This is a genomic window from Lachnotalea sp. AF33-28 (genome assembly GCF_003477885.1).
Classification (GTDB): domain Bacteria; phylum Bacillota; class Clostridia; order Lachnospirales; family Lachnospiraceae; genus AF33-28.
In genome coordinates this window covers 370,623-389,932 of sequence record NZ_QUEE01000001.1, presented here as the reverse complement: position 1 = coordinate 389,932, position 19,310 = coordinate 370,623, and the positions used below count along the sequence as shown (strand labels likewise).

Annotated in this window: 14 protein-coding genes; 12 read left to right on the top strand and 2 right to left on the bottom strand. The window is 50.4% G+C overall.

Annotation, left to right across the window (positions count from 1 at the left end; all coding sequences use genetic code 11):
* Nucleotides 1-145: 145 nt before the first annotated feature.
* From DWZ56_RS01590 to DWZ56_RS01555, 8 genes are all read left to right on the top strand, one after another.
* Nucleotides 146-5,323, top strand: coding sequence for a vWA domain-containing protein (locus DWZ56_RS01590; protein ID WP_158584394.1), 5,178 nt, complete (start codon nucleotides 146-148; stop codon nucleotides 5,321-5,323).
* Nucleotides 5,324-5,350: 27 nt separating this feature from the next.
* Nucleotides 5,351-5,917, top strand: coding sequence for a hypothetical protein (locus DWZ56_RS01585; protein WP_118554618.1), 567 nt, complete (start codon nucleotides 5,351-5,353; stop codon nucleotides 5,915-5,917).
* A 43-nt stretch (nucleotides 5,918-5,960) separates the two neighbouring features.
* Nucleotides 5,961-6,473 carry a signal peptidase I gene (locus DWZ56_RS01580; protein ID WP_118554617.1) on the top strand — a complete coding sequence of 171 codons (513 nt, stop codon included), beginning with the start codon at nucleotides 5,961-5,963 and terminating at the stop codon, nucleotides 6,471-6,473.
* 153 nt (nucleotides 6,474-6,626) lie between these two features.
* Nucleotides 6,627-7,271: a SipW-dependent-type signal peptide-containing protein gene (locus DWZ56_RS01575; RefSeq protein WP_118554616.1), complete on the top strand. Its 645-nt coding sequence runs from the start codon at nucleotides 6,627-6,629 to the stop codon at nucleotides 7,269-7,271.
* 54 nt (nucleotides 7,272-7,325) lie between these two features.
* On the top strand, nucleotides 7,326-7,991 hold the full coding sequence (locus DWZ56_RS01570) for a SipW-dependent-type signal peptide-containing protein (RefSeq protein WP_118554615.1): 666 nt from the start codon (nucleotides 7,326-7,328) through the stop codon (nucleotides 7,989-7,991).
* A gap of 10 nt (nucleotides 7,992-8,001) precedes the next feature.
* Complete coding sequence (locus tag DWZ56_RS01565; RefSeq protein WP_243095013.1) at nucleotides 8,002-8,292, top strand: hypothetical protein; 291 nt, start codon at nucleotides 8,002-8,004, stop codon at nucleotides 8,290-8,292.
* The gene (locus DWZ56_RS01560) at nucleotides 8,270-8,827 is read left to right on the top strand and encodes a signal peptidase I (RefSeq protein ID WP_118554614.1); all 558 of its coding nucleotides are present in this window, start codon (nucleotides 8,270-8,272) and stop codon (nucleotides 8,825-8,827) included. Before DWZ56_RS01565 ends, DWZ56_RS01560 begins: the two co-directional genes overlap by 23 nt.
* 3 nt (nucleotides 8,828-8,830) lie before the next feature.
* Nucleotides 8,831-9,472, top strand: a complete 642-nt coding sequence (locus DWZ56_RS01555; protein WP_118554613.1) for a TasA family protein — start codon at nucleotides 8,831-8,833, stop codon at nucleotides 9,470-9,472.
* Between the two features lie 190 nt (nucleotides 9,473-9,662).
* Here DWZ56_RS01555 and DWZ56_RS01550 read toward each other — a convergent pair whose 3' ends face one another.
* Nucleotides 9,663-10,421, bottom strand: a complete 759-nt coding sequence (locus DWZ56_RS01550) for an MBL fold metallo-hydrolase (protein ID WP_118554612.1) — start codon at nucleotides 10,419-10,421, stop codon at nucleotides 9,663-9,665.
* A gap of 247 nt (nucleotides 10,422-10,668) precedes the next feature.
* Nucleotides 10,669-11,517, bottom strand: a complete 849-nt coding sequence (locus DWZ56_RS01545; protein WP_118554611.1) for an AraC family transcriptional regulator — start codon at nucleotides 11,515-11,517, stop codon at nucleotides 10,669-10,671.
* 280 nt (nucleotides 11,518-11,797) lie between these two features.
* On the opposite strand from DWZ56_RS01545, the gene DWZ56_RS01540 reads away from it, so the two are divergent.
* The 4 genes from DWZ56_RS01540 to DWZ56_RS01525 all read left to right on the top strand — a co-directional run bounded on the left by DWZ56_RS01540 (nucleotide 11,798) and on the right by DWZ56_RS01525 (nucleotide 19,267).
* Entirely contained in the window at nucleotides 11,798-15,232 is a 3,435-nt protein-coding gene (locus tag DWZ56_RS01540; RefSeq protein WP_118554610.1) for a glycosyl hydrolase 115 family protein, read from the top strand.
* 92 nt (nucleotides 15,233-15,324) lie between these two features.
* On the top strand, nucleotides 15,325-16,266 hold the full coding sequence (locus tag DWZ56_RS01535) for an ROK family glucokinase (protein WP_118554609.1): 942 nt from the start codon (nucleotides 15,325-15,327) through the stop codon (nucleotides 16,264-16,266).
* A gap of 117 nt (nucleotides 16,267-16,383) precedes the next feature.
* Nucleotides 16,384-17,514 carry an aldo/keto reductase gene (locus DWZ56_RS01530; protein WP_199679534.1) on the top strand — a complete coding sequence of 377 codons (1,131 nt, stop codon included), beginning with the start codon at nucleotides 16,384-16,386 and terminating at the stop codon, nucleotides 17,512-17,514.
* A 16-nt stretch (nucleotides 17,515-17,530) separates the two neighbouring features.
* Nucleotides 17,531-19,267, top strand: a complete 1,737-nt coding sequence (locus DWZ56_RS01525) for an ABC transporter ATP-binding protein (protein WP_118554608.1) — start codon at nucleotides 17,531-17,533, stop codon at nucleotides 19,265-19,267.
* Nucleotides 19,268-19,310 lie beyond the last annotated feature (43 nt).

Here is a 19,310-nt window from a genome sequence, read left to right as displayed (position 1 = left end):
AACCGGTTCAATCAGCATAAGGTTTCAAAGATAAGCACCGAGCCTGCGGACAGTCAGAGCGAGGACGTACCGTTATAAACCGCGGAGGTCAGATATGAAAAAAGAACGAAACAGGGATAATAGAGTGGGCAGAGGAGGAAAAAGAATGAAATTCAGATTTAAAAAGAGCATTTTACCGATCATCCTGTGCCTGGCACTGATCATTACCGTTTTGCCTAACGTCAATGATATCGTGCGGGCATCCGGAGATGAAGGAACTGCTGCCGTATCAGGCAATGAGCTGAACGGTACAGAGCCGACGGATCCGGGCAACGAAAGTTCTGTTCTGTCGCTGCAGTCATCTGCGCCGGCAGCCGCTCCTTCGGAGAGCAGCCAGGAACCCTCGTCATCTTCCGATGAAAGTTCTGCAGCCGTAACGGGCGGCGCAAAAGGGAACGATGTGACATCCGGTTCTGATGAAAGCACACAGGCAGCAACAGAAGGAAGTTCCGAAGCCTCTACGGATCGTTCGGCAGAGGATCCGGACGGAAGCATATCCGGAAATGCTGTGGATGAAACGGGTTCTGTATCCGGCAATGAGCTTCCGAGCGTATCCGGCAACGAGATTCCCGGGGAGAGCAAGACAGAATTCGTATATGAGGACGGCACGATCCGTGTGACGGCCACTCTTTCCTCTCCTGATATTCTTCCGGCAGGTGCAGAGCTGAAGGTGGTTCCGGTTAACAGCGGAGCTGAGTATGACAAGGCCGCAGAGCTGGTTGCTGCAAAAGCGCAGGAGCAGGAAGCGGATGTCCACGATATGATGGCATATGATATCAGCTTTGTGAAAGACGGCAAAGAGGTGGAACCTGCCGGCAAGGTCTCTGTCAGTATGGAATTCGTCCAGAAGGTTGCCCTTGCAGCGATGGAAGAGGAAACCACTGAGCTGAACGTTTATCATATGGAAGACAGTGAGACCGTGACAGACGTGGAAGCAACTGTGGAAACCACGGATGAAGGGATTGAGAAGGTTGAGTTCGAGACCGAGAGCTTTTCAATGTATATCATCTCTGTGGTCGGGACAGTGCCGGCTTATACCAGCCAGTTAACCAGCGGTAATTATGTGAATGTATGGACAGAGAATGATTTTTCACAGGTAAATGGATTTACAAAGGACAGATATCATCTGGTTGTCCGTGTGATTGACGCAGATACAAATAATGTGCTGGAAACACAGCCTTCGAGAGGATATTTTCAGAAGCAGGGAGAAGAAACCGGTGATATCAGCATATCGGTGCCTGAAAACATTAATTATGAGCTGGTAAAGGCAGTACGTTATTACAGAGGATATGAGGGGCGCGGTGAAATAGACGGTGAGCGCACCATGGAACCCGGCTCTGATGGCACGATCAGCAATGGCGGCTGGGATATGAAAAAATATGAGGCTGGAAAATATGACAGCGACAGCAAGAAAAGGCTGAACTATCTGGACATCTATGTAAAAGCATACAGCGCCGAAACAAGCGTTACCGTAGAACATGAACACGCGGACGGATCAGTTGATACAGAAAACTATCAGATCAGCAGGACCGGAAGCGCGGATATACCGTTTCGGCCGGCTGCCGGTGAATCTTATGATATCATCACGGTGAGCAACGGCGATTTTGACAGCAATGTTGCCCTCAAAGCTGACGGAAGCGGAATCACGGTAACGGGCAGCCGCAGGATCAACGGTGTGGTTATAAGAATACGCTACACCAAGCCGATGGAAGATACTTTGAAAATTGAAAAGAGCCTGGGCGGTAAAGTAGAGAACACCGCGGAAGACGAGTACAGATGGTGGATTAATTTCGCCATGAGCGGCCAGGCATCCACTGTAAATACCCAGCCTGTGGATGTGCTGTTTGTAATCGACCGTTCCGGAAGCATGAGCAATAAGATCGGAAATCTGAAAAACGCTTTAAACGGTGACGGATCTGCCTCAACACCTGAGGGAAGAACCGGATTTATCTCCGGGATCCTGAATGCCAATGAAAATAACCGTGTTGCGCTTGTGGATTACAGCGGAACCGGTTATGCGGTGGACAGCGTTAACTTCACAAGAGATGAGGAAACGTTAAAATCCCATGTGACCGGATTGAATGCAAACGGAGGCACACAGACCGACAGCGGACTGGAAAAGGCCAAAGAGCTGGTGGCTGCTGTTCCGGAATACCGCACATCCCATAAGATCGTGATACTGCTGACAGACGGTGCGCCCAGCCAGCAGGGGCTGGATGGACGTCCTTACGGAGAAGCGATCAGCGCCAACGAGCAGGCGGATGCAATCAAACAGCTGGGGGCGGAAATATATACAATTAACTATGATATTTCCAGCAGCGGCAGCATATCCGTATCCACTTCACGCAACTCACAGGGACAGTATGAGGGTTCGGCAAGCACGGATGATAACGGTAACAAGAGCTTCATCATAACACCTTCACAGTATGACAGCACGATCGGTGTGGATAACCGCCTGGGCCTTCAGTTCTGGCGGTACGGCAGCAACAGCACAGACTGGTATGCGTCGGCAGATGACTTTATTTCCGGTTTTCTGACGGCTGTGGCCTCAACGGAAGCGAATTATTATACCTCCGGTTCAGGCGAGATCGCTACAATTTTAAATCAGATTCTTGTATCGGTGCTGAACAAACAGATCGCGACAAACGCGACCATTACCGATGTGGCGCACCATGACAATTTCAACCTGTACCTGCCGGGTAACGGCACGGAGCTGGTGGCACAATACCGGGTAGCCGGCGGAGCATGGGTGGATTTGCCCAAATACGACGGCACGGGAACAGCACCTGACAACTATTACAGTCTGGGAGCAGAGCGGACAGTGGATCTGCATTTCGCCAAGGTTGTCGCGGAAGGAACCGAAGTGAGGTTCCAGATAGAGGCAAAACCTGGGGTATACAGCTCGGCGGAGGCCAGTGAAGAAAATCCGGATCTGCTGACAAATGATAAAGCGGAAGTGCACTATACGGATGTGAATGGGGATGCACAGCATCAGACCAGCGAAGATCCGAATTCCTATAAGAACGGCTCCGATCTCACCAGCCCGGAAGTATACATTGAGCCGCCTGCGGCGCCGGTAAATTTCCGCCTTACAAAATCGGTGACCGGCACAGCGGCAGGAAATGCCTCTTATGCGGACGATGAATTTGAATTTGTTGTGGAAAAAACGACTGCTGCCGGCATTACCAGTCAGGAGACGGTAAAACTGAAAGCTGGAGAAGTGAAGATCTTTCCGGCATTTGAAGGAGACCGGTTTACAGTTAAAGAGGTTATTGAGGAAAACGGCAACTATCTGTTAAAGGCGATCCATAAAGACGGCGAGGCCCTGCCGCTTACGGCAGCAACAGCGGAAGTACTGATCGGCAAGACGGATATGACGGTTGAATTTGTCAATGAGTTAAAGATTGACAGCGTAACCGTAAATAAAACGGCAAAATTGATTGGAGCGTGGGAAGACCGCACATATCAGATCAATATAGATGTATCCGCAGAAGACGTGGAGATCCCGGGAATTACTGAAACAGCAGCATATGATATCGTGCTGGTACTGGATAATTCAGGGAGCATGTGGTCTAACAAAATGGATGGGAATAAAACAAGGATGTCTGCAATGAAGGATGCGGCTAAATTGTTTGTAGATAACATTTTGAAGGATTCGCCGGAAAGCAGAATTGCAGTAGTTTATTATAATTCAAGCAGTTCGACTGCATGCAGATTTATATCAAACGGAACCGATATTAAAGAAGCGATTGACAGCCTGCCTTATAATAACCGTGTTACAAGGCCGGATCTTGGAATGAAAGATGCTGCGGAACTGTTCCGTGATTATAGCACCGACGAAAACAGTAAAGCGGTAGTGTTTTTTACAGATGGTGTGCCATATAGTGGATATGGCAGCGGATCAGGAGAATCATGGAGCAGCGGCACCGGGGAGCTTAGCAGTACGGGATTGGCTAATAAGGCAATTGCCTATGCCGACAGTTTCCGATCCGATTATGATGCAAAAATCTTTGCTGTCGGTGTATTTAAAGGCTTGGATGATAGTACGAAACAAAAAGTCGATGCATATATGACAAACGTAGCTGGCGATGCATCCAGGTACCTCACTGCAGATACCGTGAGCGATTTGGAACTGGCATTCTCTTCTATCGGAAGCTCCATCGTATCTAAAATCGGGAAAGCGGATGTGACGGATGTGCTGGATCCCAGATTTGAACTGGCTCCCGGGGAGAGGGAAAGGCTGATATCTGAAGGCGCGACCGTAAGTGCAGACGGAATGACCGTTACATGGCCGGAATCTACAATTACAGGCGGCGGATTCCACAAAACGATTAAAGTAGTGGCCAGAGAAGAGTTCCTTGGGGGCAACGATGTAACGACCAATGCCCCGGGATCACAGGTAACCATAAACGGAGCGGTTAAGCCGCTGCCGGAGCCCATTGTAAATGTTTATGCAAAATTTGCAGTGGATCCCGAAGAAGAATGGATCTTCCTGGGTGAGAATATTCCTACGGAAGGCGTACAGGAATCCATGTTTGAAGAGCGTTCGGATTACTGGTGCGGTAAGGAAGCAAAGGGAGAGTTCAATTACAACTGGACGGATGCGGACGGGAAGACCATCACGCTGGAAGAAATAGCAAAGAAACGCCCGGAAACGGACCAGGTGTATACGCTGACCGTAACCTTTACCCCATTCACTTCCGGAGAGACCGGAGCGGCAGCTTCCGGCGGCAACAAGGTTACAGCGGTTGATGGGAGCAACACCTATACGATTCACGTGGTCAGCGGCTCTGTGACAGTGGAAAAGAAGATCCTCAAAAAAGATATCAATCTGAATCAGGGAGATCCGATCTTCACCTTCAGCCTGACCAATGAAGATACCGGCAAGGTCCTGTACGGATATGTGCGTTTCAACAAAGAGAAACTGGAAAACATGGAAGCGGATGCTGACGGTTATGTGGCCTTGAGAACAACATTCAGCGGCCTTCCGAAAGGAACCTATACGGTGGAAGAGCTGGACAGCAGCCGTTACGATTTAGACGGCAGCGCGGTGCTTAGCGGAGAGGGCTCTTATCCGGCCAACACGGATTCAGACAGCTTCTTCCTGGGTAGAAAAGCGGACGGCACAAGGGATATCAATTCCAGAGACGGCAAAGCAGTATTCAGCAATAAGAAGACCGGAGATGAATACTTCTCCGATACGGATATTGTGGTGAACCGGTTTACGGTTGAAAACGGAAAAATTGTCATCCGTCCCGAAAAAGTAACTGTGGAAAGCAACTAAGAAAGGTGAGGAAGGCAGGAGGATACGATGAAAAAGATATTGAGAAATAAGAATAACAGAATCTTCATGATAGCCGCAGCTGTTTTCCTTGCCGCAGCGGTGATCGGGGGAGTGACCATGGCGCTGAATCTGGCGCGGGCCTCTTCCCTGACCAACACCTTTTCGGTAGGAAGCGTTGACACAGAGATAGAAGAAAATGTGAACAGCGAGGGGACGAAAGAACCGTACGTGAAAAACACGGGAGAGAGCAACTGCCTGGTCCGCATGAGAGCTACGGTTTCACCGGAGGATGCAAAGGTGGAGCTGGAGGGATTTAACGAACTTTGGCTATATAATGAAGGCGATGGGTTCTACTATTATCAAGGCTTTGTTGAGCCCGGCAAAAGGACAGAAGTTCCTTTATTTACAGCATATAAACTGAACGGCAAAGCAGATTTGTCAGACTTTGTACCGTTTCAAATAACGCTGTATCAGGAATCCATCCAGACCAGAGCGGTGGATGAAAACGGGAATTCAATATCCGCTATAGATGCGGATGGGAACTATAGTGCTGAAAATGCAAAAAGAGTCTGGGCTGTCTTTGATGCCCAATAAATACGAATGACCGCTTAAGCGACATGTTAGGAGGACATAGGAAGTGTTTAAGAAAGTATGTAATATCCTGTCAGGAATCATTCTGGCGCTGCTGGCGATTCTGGCGGTGGTCATGATTGCCCCGGCGCTGCTGGGATTCAAGAGCATGGCGGTACTAAGCGGAAGCATGACGCCCAAGATCCCGGTGGGATCCGTGGTCTACGCAAAGGCGGTGGATGTTTCGGAGCTGGAAGTCGGTGACATAGTGACATACCGTTTGAGCGGAGATACCATGGTGACCCACCGGATCATCGGCATCGATGAGGAGGCACAGCAGCTGCACACCCAAGGGGATGCGAACGAGACCGAAGATGCGGCTCCGGTAGCATTTACAAATGTCGTGGGAAAGGTATTTTTTCATCTGCCGCTGCTGGGTTATCTGACCATTTATGCGAAAACTCCGATCGGGATCGCCGCGATCTGCGGCGTACTGATCGTGTTGATTTTATTAATCTTTTTACCGGATATCCTGTCCGGAGAAGATAAGAAGGAGACAGACCGCAAGCAGCATACATAAATAAATTATCATCGGTATGACCTTTGTGTGACCTGCCCGCGATATAGTATCCTTATAAAAAATGTAAAGAAGTAAACCGCTCACTGTTTAGTGAAAGGCGGCCGTTGTAACTGGAGATTGAAAACCTTAAAACAAGAAAAGGAGATTAAATTTATGAAAAAGAAAAGTTTGTTAACCATGATCATTGCTCTCGGATTAATCGCAGTCATCGGAGCAGGCGCTACATTGGCATACCTGACCAGCAATACACAGACTCTGAACAATACCTTTACAGTAGGAAACGGAATTGAGATCAAGCTGGATGAGGAAGATGTAACAAACCCCGACGTTAGAACAACAACGGGTAATGAATATACGGATCTGCAGCCCGGCGATCAGATGAAGAAAGATCCTACCACAACAGTTGTAAAGGACTCTACAGACTGCTACGTATTCATGAAGGTGACCGGAATCGATGCGTTGGAAGCTCTTAATACAGGCAAAGCGGGCGAGCAAGATTTCACGGTTGGCGAGATCAATACAGCTTGGACAAAAGTAGCTAATACAGATGGAACCACTACAGGACTTGGTGCAACAAGAGACGGTATCTATCAGTATACAGGAACAGCTGATCATATAGTGAAAAAGGCAGCTGCGGATACAGTATTACCCGCATTATTCACTACAGTAACATATAATACAACTGCAGACGGCACCGGCTCCAACCTGCCGCAGATTAATGTTCAGTCCTGTGCGGTACAGTCCGCAAATACATCAGATGCAGAGGCTCTTGCGGCAACTGTATGGGGAAATAACTAATTTAGGTTTCTTTCATCAAAATACTACTCAATTCATGAGCAGAGGTGAAACAATATGAAGAATAAAAAGAAATTATTTGCCGTGCTGGCTGCGGTGCTCCTGATCGCCATAGTGGGTGTGGGATCGACGATCGCGTACTTAACGGATAAAGAAGAAATCCCGAACACCTTAACAGTCGGCCATGTGGATATCACTCTGACTGAGAATCAAGTGGAGAAGGATTCTACAGGCAAGGAGTATATACAGACTACAGAGATCACGGATAAAGGTCTGACCTTCGGTGAGGTGCTTCCCGGACAGACGGTTCCGAAGAACCCTACGATCACTGTGACAGAAGATTCCGCCGATGCTTATGTTCGTGCAAAACTGGAAGTTACGGCTCCGGATGGCAGCAAGATTACAGAAGCGGATCTAAAGGTTCTGGAGGACGCCCTGATCGCACAGATCAAAGCGGATGACGACTGGTATTACAACGAAACAGACGGATATTTCTACTATCAGTCCGTTCGCAAGGCTACAGAGACAGCGGTGCTGTTTAAGACCGTGACAATCCCCGGAGAAGAGTGGGCTGCGAACACCGCAGGCCAGACCTTCAACATTAAAGTATACGCGGAAGCAATTCAGGCGGATTACTTCACACCGGCAACCACGGAAGGCAAGATCAGCGGATGGCTGGGTTCCACAGGTGAGCCGATTGATGTAATGGGATATAACAAGTAAGGGTGTAAGAATGAGGATAGCAGGGGAAGGCCCCGTTACCGGAGCCTCCCTGGAAAGGGTAAGATGTTTGATGAAGGACGAGATCAGATCCAGAAAAAGTGAGTATAACGGTCAAACATTTATCGTCGAAATCAAGCGTCAGGAGTATGGGAGCTGGCAGGGAGCGGTGACCTGGGTACAGGGACAGAAGAAGCAGAGTTTCCGCAGCGCATTGGAACTGATTAAACTGATGGACTCCACAATGGAAGTCAGCGAAACGCAGTGGGAGGACGAAGAGCGTGGCATCGAAGATACTGAATAGTCTTGGAACCATATTGATTCTCCTGATGATTCTGCTGGCTGTGCCATTGACGGTGCCGAAGCTGTTTGGCTACCAGCTGTACGGAGTTTTAAGCGGCAGCATGGAACCTGTGTTTCCTGTGGGGAGCGTGGTATATGTCAAAGAGGCGAAGGCGGAGGATGTGAAGGTGGGAGACCCCATCACATTTAAGATGTCGGCTGAGAGCGATGTGGTGGCAACCCACAGAGTCACAGCGATCGATGACGTGAACCGTGTATTTACCACCAAGGGAGATGCCAATGAGTTTGAGGATTCCACGCCGATTTCCTTTGACCGCCTGATCGGAAAAGCAGTGTTCTGCATTCCTTATTTGGGAAGCATGTCTGTTTTTCTGCATTCCAAAAACGGTATTGCAGCAGGCATTGCCATCTTTGCAGCAGCTCTGATCCTTTGGACCGCAGGAGATATCCTGAAGAAAAAAGCATCTCATAAGAAGCACACTGAAGTGTGCGTAGGTCATCAACCTTCGGTTGGTGACATAAAAAAAGGAGGATAATAAATGAAAAAGAAAAAAATCGCGCTTGCGGTAGCAGCAGTTGGACTGTTGGGAGCGCTTGCGGTAGGCCAGACGCTTGCATGGTTTACAGATAAAGATTCCGTAAGCAACAATATGGTTTTAAACCATGTGGATATTGAGATAGATGAGCCCAATTACAATGAAGAAGATTATCAGTCCCTGATCCCCGGTGATCCGATCATGAAGGATCTGACTGTTACCCTTGCAGATGGAAGCTCCGATGCATGGGTTCGCCTGAAAGCGCCGGTTGTTGAAGTCGGCGATAAAACCTTCCCTCTGTTTAATGAGGACGGTAGCTCTGACTTTGGAGCGGTTTTGGCTGAAGACTGGGTTAAGATCGGCGATTACTATTATTATACAAAGATACTGACCAACGATACGGCAGTCCCGGGAACCAGTGTAAATACCATTGAATTCCTGGCAGTACAGGGCGAGACAGGCGAAGAGTATACGATCAAAGTGCCGGGCAGCTGGAACAACGACTATGCGGATGCCACTTTGGTTCTGGACTATGATGTGGAAGCCGTACAGGCAAGAAATATCACACCCGACTTTACCGCTGCGGATGATCCTTGGGGTTTGGGAACCGAGCCGGTTGTAGAATATACTACTGCCGCAGAATAAGGCTTAATAAGGCTCAGGCCGGGATAACTTAGGTTTCGACAGTACTATGCATGGAGATGAAAATGTTAACAGTGCCGTTAAGAAGTAGTGTTCCAGGCAAAGAACTTCGAAATAGATGAAAAGCATTCGCTGAAGCTACCGGCGAATGCTTTTTTTCTTTCCCTTTTTATTTTCCTTGAAATCATATACGCTATGATAAACAGACAGTCAGTCCATCATAAGCGGCTAGCTGGAGCGGCGTCAGGGAGGCCTGCAGTTTTGCCTGGGAAGGATGCAGCGTTTTGGCAAAATGAGTCAGGATCAGCGGCGCGGCCTGTTTCATCATGCCGGTTTTTCGCAGTGTCTGTTCCATGATCCGGATCATGGGCAGGGAATTGTGCTCAAATATACGGCAGTCCCCTTCATAACCGTCGCCTATGGTGCAGTCCATGATCACGGCATCCAGCGCAGTTCCTCTGATGCGCTTTGCTTCCCGGTTGGAAAGCCAGCCGCCGTCCAATGCATAGAGAAAATTGCGCGGACCGCAAAACAGATAGTGGAGCGTCTGCTCATATTTCCTGAAGGAGGCATGATTGGATGGAAGCGGTATCACTTTATAGGGGCCGCAGGATACAGGATTTTCCGTATCCAGGAGAATGACATTGACCCGCGCTATCCGGATTTCAGAGGCGATGCTCCGGTGTGCGTACAGGATGAGCGGCTCTGCCCTCCCGGCGGCCAGGCGTTCGATTGCCTCCGGGTCAAAGTGATCCGGGTGTGAATGGGTGAGAAAGACAATATCCACATCAGCCTGCCGCTCCCCCAGCAGATCAAAACCCGCTGAAGTGAAATCCATCAGTATATGTCCGTCTATCAGCGTGCTGGTAAATCTCCGCAGTTCTCCGTCGGGCTGCCGCTCATCCCAATCTGCAGCGCCTGTTCCCAGAAAATAAAAAGTAGTCTGTTCCATCGTACTCCTCCTTTATCTGTCACCAACCGAAGGTTGATGACCTGCGCACGCTTCGGCGTGCTTCCGCTTTTCCTGTCACCAACCGAAGGTTGATGACCTGCGCACGCTTCGGCGTGCTTCCGCTTTTCCTGTCACCAACCGAAGGTTGATGACCTGCGCACGCTTCGGCGTGCTTCCGCTTTTCCTGTCACCAACCGAAGGTTGATGACCTGCGCACGCTTCGGCGTGCTTCCGCTTTTCCTTAAAATTATGAGATGTCATGTTTCTGCTTCCGGAACTTACTGGGCGACATCTGATATACGCTGCCAAAAACCCTGGAAAGGTGTCCCGGTGATGAGAATCCGGTCTGTTCTGCGATTTGTGACAGAGAGAGTGCGGTTTCCAGAAGCATCTGATGAACCTTGGTCAGCCGCACATTATTCAGATATTCCACGAAAGTGGCGCCGGTGGCTTTGCTAAACAGACGGCAGAAATGGTATTTGCTCATATGAACAGTGTCCGCTATGGTATCAAGATCTATAGGATCCCGGTAGTGCTCATTGAGATAGTGAATGGCCTGCAGGATTTCTGGCCGTACATCGGAAGAAACACCGCTTATGGCGGGTTCCTCCTGCTCCGGCATGCGGTCCTTTAACAGCATCAGCAGCTGAAATACATAGGAGTACTGCAGCTTTTCTGCCAGGAAACCGCTCTGGTCCCAGCAGGCGCTTAAGCCCTGCAATATAGTGAGTGTGCGTTCCCAGACTTCACCCGTCAGGTGCAGTATGCAGCTGTGAAAACGCTGAAAGAGAAGCTGCCGCTCTCCCTGCGTGAGTAAAAGATCCAGCTTCTCCTCCGGAAAGTTCAGCACATATCTGCCGTAATAATCCGAGGTCCGGCTCTCCCCGTAATGAAGATCGAAAGGCCGGATGATACAGACATCGCCGGGTTTCATGGCATGGCATATATTTTCCAGAAAGATATAGCGTTCACCTTTCGTCTGCAGGTAGATCTCATAGGTATCGTGGTACTGCTGCACGGTCATGGTGTGCTTCTTATGACTCTCAATATAATCAAAGAATAAGCCGCTGTATGGCAGAAACAGGGTGGGGTACATCGGATCGCCTCCCGGATTGTTTTAATGCCCTGAAGCCCTGATCAGTTTTATTATAGAATTAAGTATAGCAAAGCCGCTGATGTTCTGCAAGATATGATTGATTATCCGGCTGATTCAGCAATAAATGTGCTTTATTCCATATATATTGCATGATAAATTAGTACTGATCGGTATCCTGATGGAAGCTGCAGCAAAGCTGCGCGAAGTCCGGGTACGATAGCGGATTGGTGGTGTATCCGTAAAATCTGTATGTGTGCGGCAGCGCACGGAAAGAGGGAAAATGGAGTTTGTATTAAATTCACAGGAAACTGTCGGCGTCGGTCTGTCTGAAAACGAATCGGAGGCAGTGAAGACGGCATTTTTTAATCTGAAAACAGATCTCTCAAGGGCTGTAGGGATTCATTGCACGGATGCGGGTGCGGACAGCAGGATACTTGTCGGCACCGTAGGGGTATCGGAGCTGACAGCGCCCTATGTGGACGCGGACAGGCTGAAGGATGAACAGGGCCGTCTTCGCAGGGAAGCCTATATGCTGAAAGTCTGCGGTAACAGGCTTGTGATCGCGGGTACAGACCGCAGGGGAACAATATACGGCATCTATGATCTCTGCGAAAGGATCGGGGTGTCGCCCTGGCACTACTTCGCGGATGTGCCGGTTAAGGTGAAGGAACAGTTTGCGCTGGAGGACGGTTTTGAAGTGATTGACTACCCTTCGGTAGAATACCGCGGGATTTTCATCAATGACGAGGAGGAACTGGACTGCTGGGCGCGCCTTCATATGGATGAGGATACTATCGGGGTTCATACATATGAAAAGATATTTGAACTGATTTTAAGGCTGAAAGGGAATTACATATGGCCCGCCATGCATGTGAATTCCTTCAACCTGAAGGTGGAGAACGGTGCTCTGGCGGACCGTATGGGCCTGGTGGTGGGCACTTCACACTGTGATATGCTGATGCGCAGCAACAACCGGGAGTGGATTCCCTGGATCACGAAAAAGGGATACGACGATGCCGTATATGACTATTCCGTTGAGGGCAGAAACAGGGATATCCTTAAGGAATACTGGCGGGAGAGCGTGGAGCAGAACCGGGATTTTGAGGTGAGCTATACGCTCGGCATGCGCGGTATCCACGATTCCGGTTTTGAGACAAGAGCGCTCAAGGCGGAGTCCAAAGAGGAGATGCGGCGTAAAAAAGTGGCGCTTTTGCAGAAGGTGATCGGGGATCAGAAGGAGATACTGGCGGATACGCTTGGCAGGGATACGTTAAAGCTCTTTGTACCCTATAAAGAGGTGCTGGATCTGTACGACAACGGTCTGGATGTTCCGGAAGACATTACCCTGATCTGGTCCAATGACAATTATGGGTATGTGCGGCGTTATCCTTCCGAAAAAGAACAGAGAAGGAGCGGCGGAAACGGCATCTACTATCACAATTCCTACTGGTCTCCGCCCGGAAGATCCTATCTCTTTATCTGTTCCATCCCTCTGGCACAGACCAAATATGAGCTGGAAAAGGCGTATGAAAACGGCATACAGAAGCTGTGGGTCATGAATGTGGGCGCCCTCAAGCCTCTGGAGCAGGAGATGGAGTACTATCTGCGCCTGGCGTGGGAGATCGGAAAAGAGAACGGCAGCACCTCGGATGTGGATGCCTGGCTGGCCGGCTGGATCGACCGTAATTTCAGCGGCGGACACGGCGATGAGATGGCCGGGATACTCAATGATTTCACCCAGCTCACCAATGTGCGCAAGATAGAAAATCTGGATAATGATACGTTTTCGCAGACCGCATACGGGGACGAGGGAGCCGTGCGGCTCAACCGTTACAAAGAGATGTATGACAGGGCAAATGCCATATATGAATCGCTGCCGGAGAATGAAAAGCCAGCGTTTTTTCAGATGGCTCTGATGAAAATTCATGCCGCATATTACACCAATGCCCAGTATTATTTTGCGGACCGCAGCACTCTCTGTGTGAACCAGGGAAAGATGCAGGCGGCGGCCCGGTACACGGAGTATTCCCGCTTCTACGACGACCAGAGGCGCAGGATGCTTAAATACTATAATGAAGAGATGCTGGGAGGCAAATGGAGGGGGATGGTGACACCCGAGGATTTCCCGCCGCCCAGAACCGCAATGCACCCGGCCTGTACGCCGCCCCTGTCCATTGGAGGCAGAAAGATGCTCATCACCCTGTGGAACGGTGACAGCGAGCTGCGCTTTACAAAGCCGGCGACTAAGTGGTTTGAGATCGCCAACGCCGGAGCGGGTGAATTTACCTTCGAGGCGGAAGCGGATGACTGGATGAAGCTGTCAGAGACCCGGGGAACGGTACGCGGCGAAATCCGTATACTGGTGACCGTAGAGGACACAGCGGCGTCCAGAAAAGGCAGGATACAAGTCAGAAACCGTACGGATCAAACCGTCACCTGTATTGATGTTACCGTACAGTCACTGACAGAACTCTTATCTGCGGCAGATTCCGCTGCAAATTGCAGCTCTCGCTCCTTGGGGGAGATCCCCCCTGATATAGCCGCAATATGTGAAGACGACGGTATTGTGGCGGTCCGTGCGGACAGCAGGCAGGCTCCGGGCTGGCGGCACATCAAACGCCTGGGAAGGGGCGGGGGCGATCTGGTTGAAGCATATGAACAGGGTTCACCACTGTCCTACCCGATCCTCCTGACCGAAGACGCTGCAGACAGCCTGCTGGAAATACACCGTTACCCTTCCCTTAACTCTACCGGAAGGATCCGCATGGGGGTGTCCGTGGATGAAGGGACGCCCCAGACGGTGGAATCCGAATCCAACGATGAGTGGCGCGGCCAGTGGACGGTGAATACCATGGACCATGTGGATAAGCTTTATCTGCATCTGCCTGCCATGAAGCGGGGCATGCACACCGTTACCTTTACGGCGGTGGACCGATATTTTGCGTTTACAAAATTCGTGCTTTACTGCCGTCCCAGAAAATATAACAGCCTGGGCACGACGGAAGGCTCCCAGGCGCTGCCGGATGAGAAATTTATAAAGGAAGCATCTAATATCTGGTATGGCACCCTGCCTCTGAAACCCAGGCCGATGCTCTACGCAGACAGGGTATTTGCCGGAAATACGCTGCTGGCGAACGATCTGATCGCAGAGCAGGAGGAATATGGCACTGCCAGGTCTCCTTACGAGCTGCTGCAGGGAGGTATGTCCGTCTATCCGGAAAAAGACGGTCAGGTCAGGATCGACGCAGTAGCAGCCTATGCTCAGACCCCGTACGCTTATACGGAGCACTACACGTGGCAGTACTGCAGCAGTGAATCCTATGGCCGCAGCGGCCTGGCCATGTATATCCGCCGCCAGGGCCTTAAGTGGGACAGCACAGAGGCCGCGCCCTCTTTAAACTACCGTTTAAGCTGTGATGGCGGGGATTATACCGTGTGGATGCTTGCTAAATTTAACTCTAACGAGGATTCCTGTATATCCGCGGCCATTGATCATGCAGTGCTGCCAAAGGAAGCGCTTTATCGGGGAGGCAGGCTCTGGCGCTACGAAGCCGAGCAGGTATGGAGATGGATTCCCGCCGCTGTCTGTCATATGGACGCCGGCGGACACCTCCTCACCGTTTACTGCCTGGCTTCCGGCCTTCGTATAGACAGGATCTGTCTGACAAAAGGTGACAGCATACCGCCTTTGGATAAAGATTGGAGGCTGCGCTAATTCCGAAATCATATTGCCAAAATCTCCAAAAGCGTGTAAAGTATTTATATACGAATACGCATGCAGCGATTTCAGAAAAGGAGAGCGGTCTCATGGGAACAAAGTGTATTGGAGTGGATCTGGGCGGTACAACGACGAAATTTGGGCTTTTGGACAGGGAAGGGCAGGTAGAGGATAAATGGGAGATCCCAACCAGGAAGGAAGATGCGGGAAGCCATATCCTTTCCGATATTGCGGAGTCCATCCTGAAAAAGCTGAAGGATAAGGGGATCGATAAGGAGGATATTATCGGTGTGGGCGTCGGTGTGCCCGGGCCGGTGGGAAATGACGGGAAACTTACGAAGTGTGTAAACCTGGGGTGGTTTGAGCCCTTTTACCCGGAAAAAACGCTTTCAGAGATGCTGGGCGGCATACCGGTTAAGGCGGGCAACGACGCCAATGTTGCCGCGCTGGGTGAGCTGTGGAAGGGCGGCGGAGCCGGTTACAAGAACGCCGTATTCTTTACGCTGGGCACAGGAGTGGGCGGAGGCGTGGTAGTGGACGGCCGGATGATTGCCGGCTCTTTCGGTATGGGTGGCGAGGTAGGACATATCACGGTAAACCCTCATGAGCCCGACGCCTGCAACTGCGGAAATCACGGATGCCTGGAGCAGTATGCTTCGGCCACCGGTATCGTAAAACAGGCACAACGCGCGCTGGCCAAGTCCGATCGGCCGTCGGTGCTGCGGGACATGGACGGGTTCACCTGCAAGGATGTGCTGGATGCGGCCAAGGATGGAGATGCTCTGGCAGCTGAATCCGTGGAGGGGTCCATGCGTTATCTGGCGCTGGTGATGTCCTTTGCCAGCCATATCACGGACCCGGAGGTATTTATCATAGGAGGAGGCGTATCCAAAGCGGGCGTTTATCTGACTGATATGCTGAAGCGTTTGTACGCAGGATATATATATGTATCTGATCCGCAGGCGGAAGTGGCTCTGGCGTCTCTGGGCAATGACGCGGGCATGTACGGCGCTGCCAGACTAGTGTTGTAAACGGCTGCATGTTGACGTAATATAAGTGAAACCGGGGGCTGGCTCTGCGGACACCATGTCTGCAGAGGCCATCCCCTTCTATTATTATCGTTTAGGAAAGAGAGAGGATGAAAAGGGATGAAATACCGCGAATTTAATAAAAACGAAGAAAAGGTGTCATTGTTGGGACTTGGATGCATGAGGTTTCCTAAAGTAACTCCCGATAAGGAGGAAATCGATATTCCCAGAGCCTGTGAAATTATCGACTACGCTTATAATAACGGGGTCAATTATTTCGACACGGCGTTCCCTTATCATGGGGGCCAGTCGGAGCTGGTGATCGGAGAGGCGCTGAAAAAGTATCCCAGAGATTCTTTTAAGCTCGCTACAAAGCTTCCGATGTGGAAGTTGCAGAAGAAAGAGGATGTTCTGGATACCTTCAATGAACAGCTGAAAAAGTGTCAGGTGGATTATTTTGATTTTTATCTGTGCCATGCTATGAACAGAGAGCGTATGGACTGGCTGGAAAAATATGAGGTGATGCCTGCACTCTGCCGCCTTAAGGAAGAGGGGAAGATCCGTCATCTGGGATTTTCCTTCCACGATACGCCGGATGTGCTTGAGGAGCTGTTAAACCGCTATCAGTGGGATTTTGTGCAGATCCAGTTGAACTATCTGGACTGGGAACTGCAGGATGCTAAGCGTCAGTATGAGCTTATCGCAGGGAAGGGGCTGCAGGCCGTCATCATGGAACCGGTCAGAGGCGGTATGCTGGCATCCCTGTGTGAGGAGGCCGATCAGGTATTCAAGGATGCGGAGCCGGAGCACTCCGTGGCGTCCTGGGCGCTGCGCTTTGCCATGTCTCTGCCCAGGGTGCTGACGGTGCTAAGCGGCATGTCAAACATGGATCAGGTGATCGATAATGTGCATACAGCCAGCGAGTTTGAGCCTCTTACGGATGAACAGCGGGGAGTTATTGATGCAGCGCTGGAAAAATTCAAAAAGAACAAAACGATTCCCTGCACCGGCTGCCGTTACTGTATGGACTGCCCCGCCGGCGTCAATATACCGAAGATTTTTAAGATTTATAACGATTATGCCATTTCCAAGAATAAAAACGGCTTTAAACGGGCCTATGAGGAACTGCCGGAGTCAGAGCGGGCGGATCGCTGCGTGGAGTGCGGCGCGTGCATGAGCCAGTGCCCGCAGAGCCTTAAGGTTCCCGAACGAATGAAAGAGATCGCGGCAATGGCTGCAGAAATGAACTAGAGAGGCTTATTTTGACATGAAGTGGAAGAAGTTTATATCCTATTACAGACCTTATGTGAAGGCTTTCCTGGCAGACATGTTTTTTGCCTGCCTGGGAGCCGTTATCACACTCATTATTCCCCTGATCATCCGTTATATCACCAATACGGTGATCTATTTTGAAACCGCGCAGGCCATGAGCCGCATCCTGCAGCTGGCTGCGCTCATGGTAGGCATGGTGCTGCTGGAATGCTATTGCAATTATTACATAGCCCATGCAGGACATATGATGGGCGCGCGCATGGAACGGGATATGCGCCATGAAATATTCGGGCACTATCAGAAGCTCTCCTTTGCCTATTACGACGATCAGAAGGTAGGGCAGATGATGTCCAGGGTTACCAATGACCTGTTTGAAATCAGCGAGCTGTTTCACCACGGGCCGGAGGACATCGTGATCTCCCTGATCAAGTTCATCGGATCCTTCGTCATACTGCTGACGGTCAATCCGATGCTGGCGCTGGCGGCTTTTGCACTGGTTCCGTTCATGCTGATTTATGCGCTGTATTTCAATAAGAAAATGAAGCTGGCATTTAAAAGGAACCGCGCCAGAATCGCGGATATCAATGCGCAGATCGAGGACAGCTTATCCGGCATCCGCGTCGTGAAATCCTTCAGCAATGAAGAGATGGAGATGGACAAATTTGACCAGGGCAACCAGCGTTTCCTTGAGAGCAAGAACAACAGCTATTATTATATGGGACTGTTTCACGCAGGGCTCGGCGCATTCATCACGCTGATTACAATTGTGGTCATCGTATCGGGCGCTGTGATGATGACAAAGAACATCATACAGGTTACGGATCTGGTTACCTTTCTGCTCTATATCAATAACTTTACGGAGCCCATCCGCAAGCTGATCAACTTTACCGAGCAGTTCCAGAACGGCATGAGCGGTTTTGAGCGGTTTCTGGAAGTGCTGGCGGTGGAGCCGGATATAGCGGACAAGCCGGGTGCTCTGGCTGTATCGGGGCTGAAAGGTGAGATCAGCTTTGAAAACGTATCTTTTCATTACAAGGACACTGCTGAAAATGTGCTGGATCACCTAAGCCTGAAGGTGGGAGCCGGAGATTATGTAGCCCTTGTGGGACCTTCCGGCGCGGGAAAAACCACCCTGTGCAGTTTGATTCCCAGATTCTATGAGGTGAGCGGCGGCAATGTGAAGATTGACGGCATCGATGTGCGCGACATGAAGCTTAAGGATCTGCGCCGCAACATTGGGATCGTGCAGCAGGACGTATACCTTTTTACCGGAACGGTTATGGATAATATCCGCTACGGTAAGCCGGAAGCCACCGAGCAGGAAGTGATTGAGGCCGCGAAAAACGCGAATGCCCATGAGTTCATCATGAGCCTTCCCGACGGCTATTTGACCGATATCGGGCAGCGCGGGGTAAAACTGTCCGGGGGCCAGAAACAGCGCCTGTCACTGGCCAGGGTATTTCTGAAAAATCCGCCGGTATTAATTTTCGATGAGGCCACTTCGGCGCTTGATAATGAGAGTGAGCAGGTGGTGCAGGAATCTCTGGAGAGACTGGCGAGCAACCGTACCACATTTGTGATTGCCCACCGGCTGTCTACGATCCGCAACGCTGAGCGAATCCTGGTGCTGACGGAAAAGGGCATAGAGGAATCCGGAAGCCATGAGGAACTGCTGGCCGCGGGTGGATTATACAGCAGGCTTTACAATATGCAGTTTGCGGGCAACGCGTGATGCGCTGCTTTATCGGCCCCTGAACTGTAACATGCGCTGAACT

What these genes read in the sequence shown, in the direction of transcription:
- DWZ56_RS01545 (WP_118554611.1), bottom strand. Translation starts at nt 11,517, where the DNA reads ATGTACCCCACCCTGTTTCTGCCATACAGCGGCTTATTCTTTGATTAT.
- DWZ56_RS01570 (WP_118554615.1), top strand. Translation starts at nt 7,326, where the DNA reads ATGAAGAATAAAAAGAAATTATTTGCCGTGCTGGCTGCGGTGCTCCTG.
- DWZ56_RS01555 (WP_118554613.1), top strand. Translation starts at nt 8,831, where the DNA reads ATGAAAAAGAAAAAAATCGCGCTTGCGGTAGCAGCAGTTGGACTGTTG.
- DWZ56_RS01530 (WP_199679534.1), top strand. Translation starts at nt 16,384, where the DNA reads ATGAAATACCGCGAATTTAATAAAAACGAAGAAAAGGTGTCATTGTTG.
- DWZ56_RS01540 (WP_118554610.1), top strand. Translation starts at nt 11,798, where the DNA reads ATGGAGTTTGTATTAAATTCACAGGAAACTGTCGGCGTCGGTCTGTCT.
- DWZ56_RS01535 (WP_118554609.1), top strand. Translation starts at nt 15,325, where the DNA reads ATGGGAACAAAGTGTATTGGAGTGGATCTGGGCGGTACAACGACGAAA.
- DWZ56_RS01575 (WP_118554616.1), top strand. Translation starts at nt 6,627, where the DNA reads ATGAAAAAGAAAAGTTTGTTAACCATGATCATTGCTCTCGGATTAATC.
- DWZ56_RS01525 (WP_118554608.1), top strand. Translation starts at nt 17,531, where the DNA reads ATGAAGTGGAAGAAGTTTATATCCTATTACAGACCTTATGTGAAGGCT.
- DWZ56_RS01550 (WP_118554612.1), bottom strand. Translation starts at nt 10,421, where the DNA reads ATGGAACAGACTACTTTTTATTTTCTGGGAACAGGCGCTGCAGATTGG.
- DWZ56_RS01590 (WP_158584394.1), top strand. Translation starts at nt 146, where the DNA reads ATGAAATTCAGATTTAAAAAGAGCATTTTACCGATCATCCTGTGCCTG.
- DWZ56_RS01565 (WP_243095013.1), top strand. Translation starts at nt 8,002, where the DNA reads ATGAGGATAGCAGGGGAAGGCCCCGTTACCGGAGCCTCCCTGGAAAGG.
- DWZ56_RS01585 (WP_118554618.1), top strand. Translation starts at nt 5,351, where the DNA reads ATGAAAAAGATATTGAGAAATAAGAATAACAGAATCTTCATGATAGCC.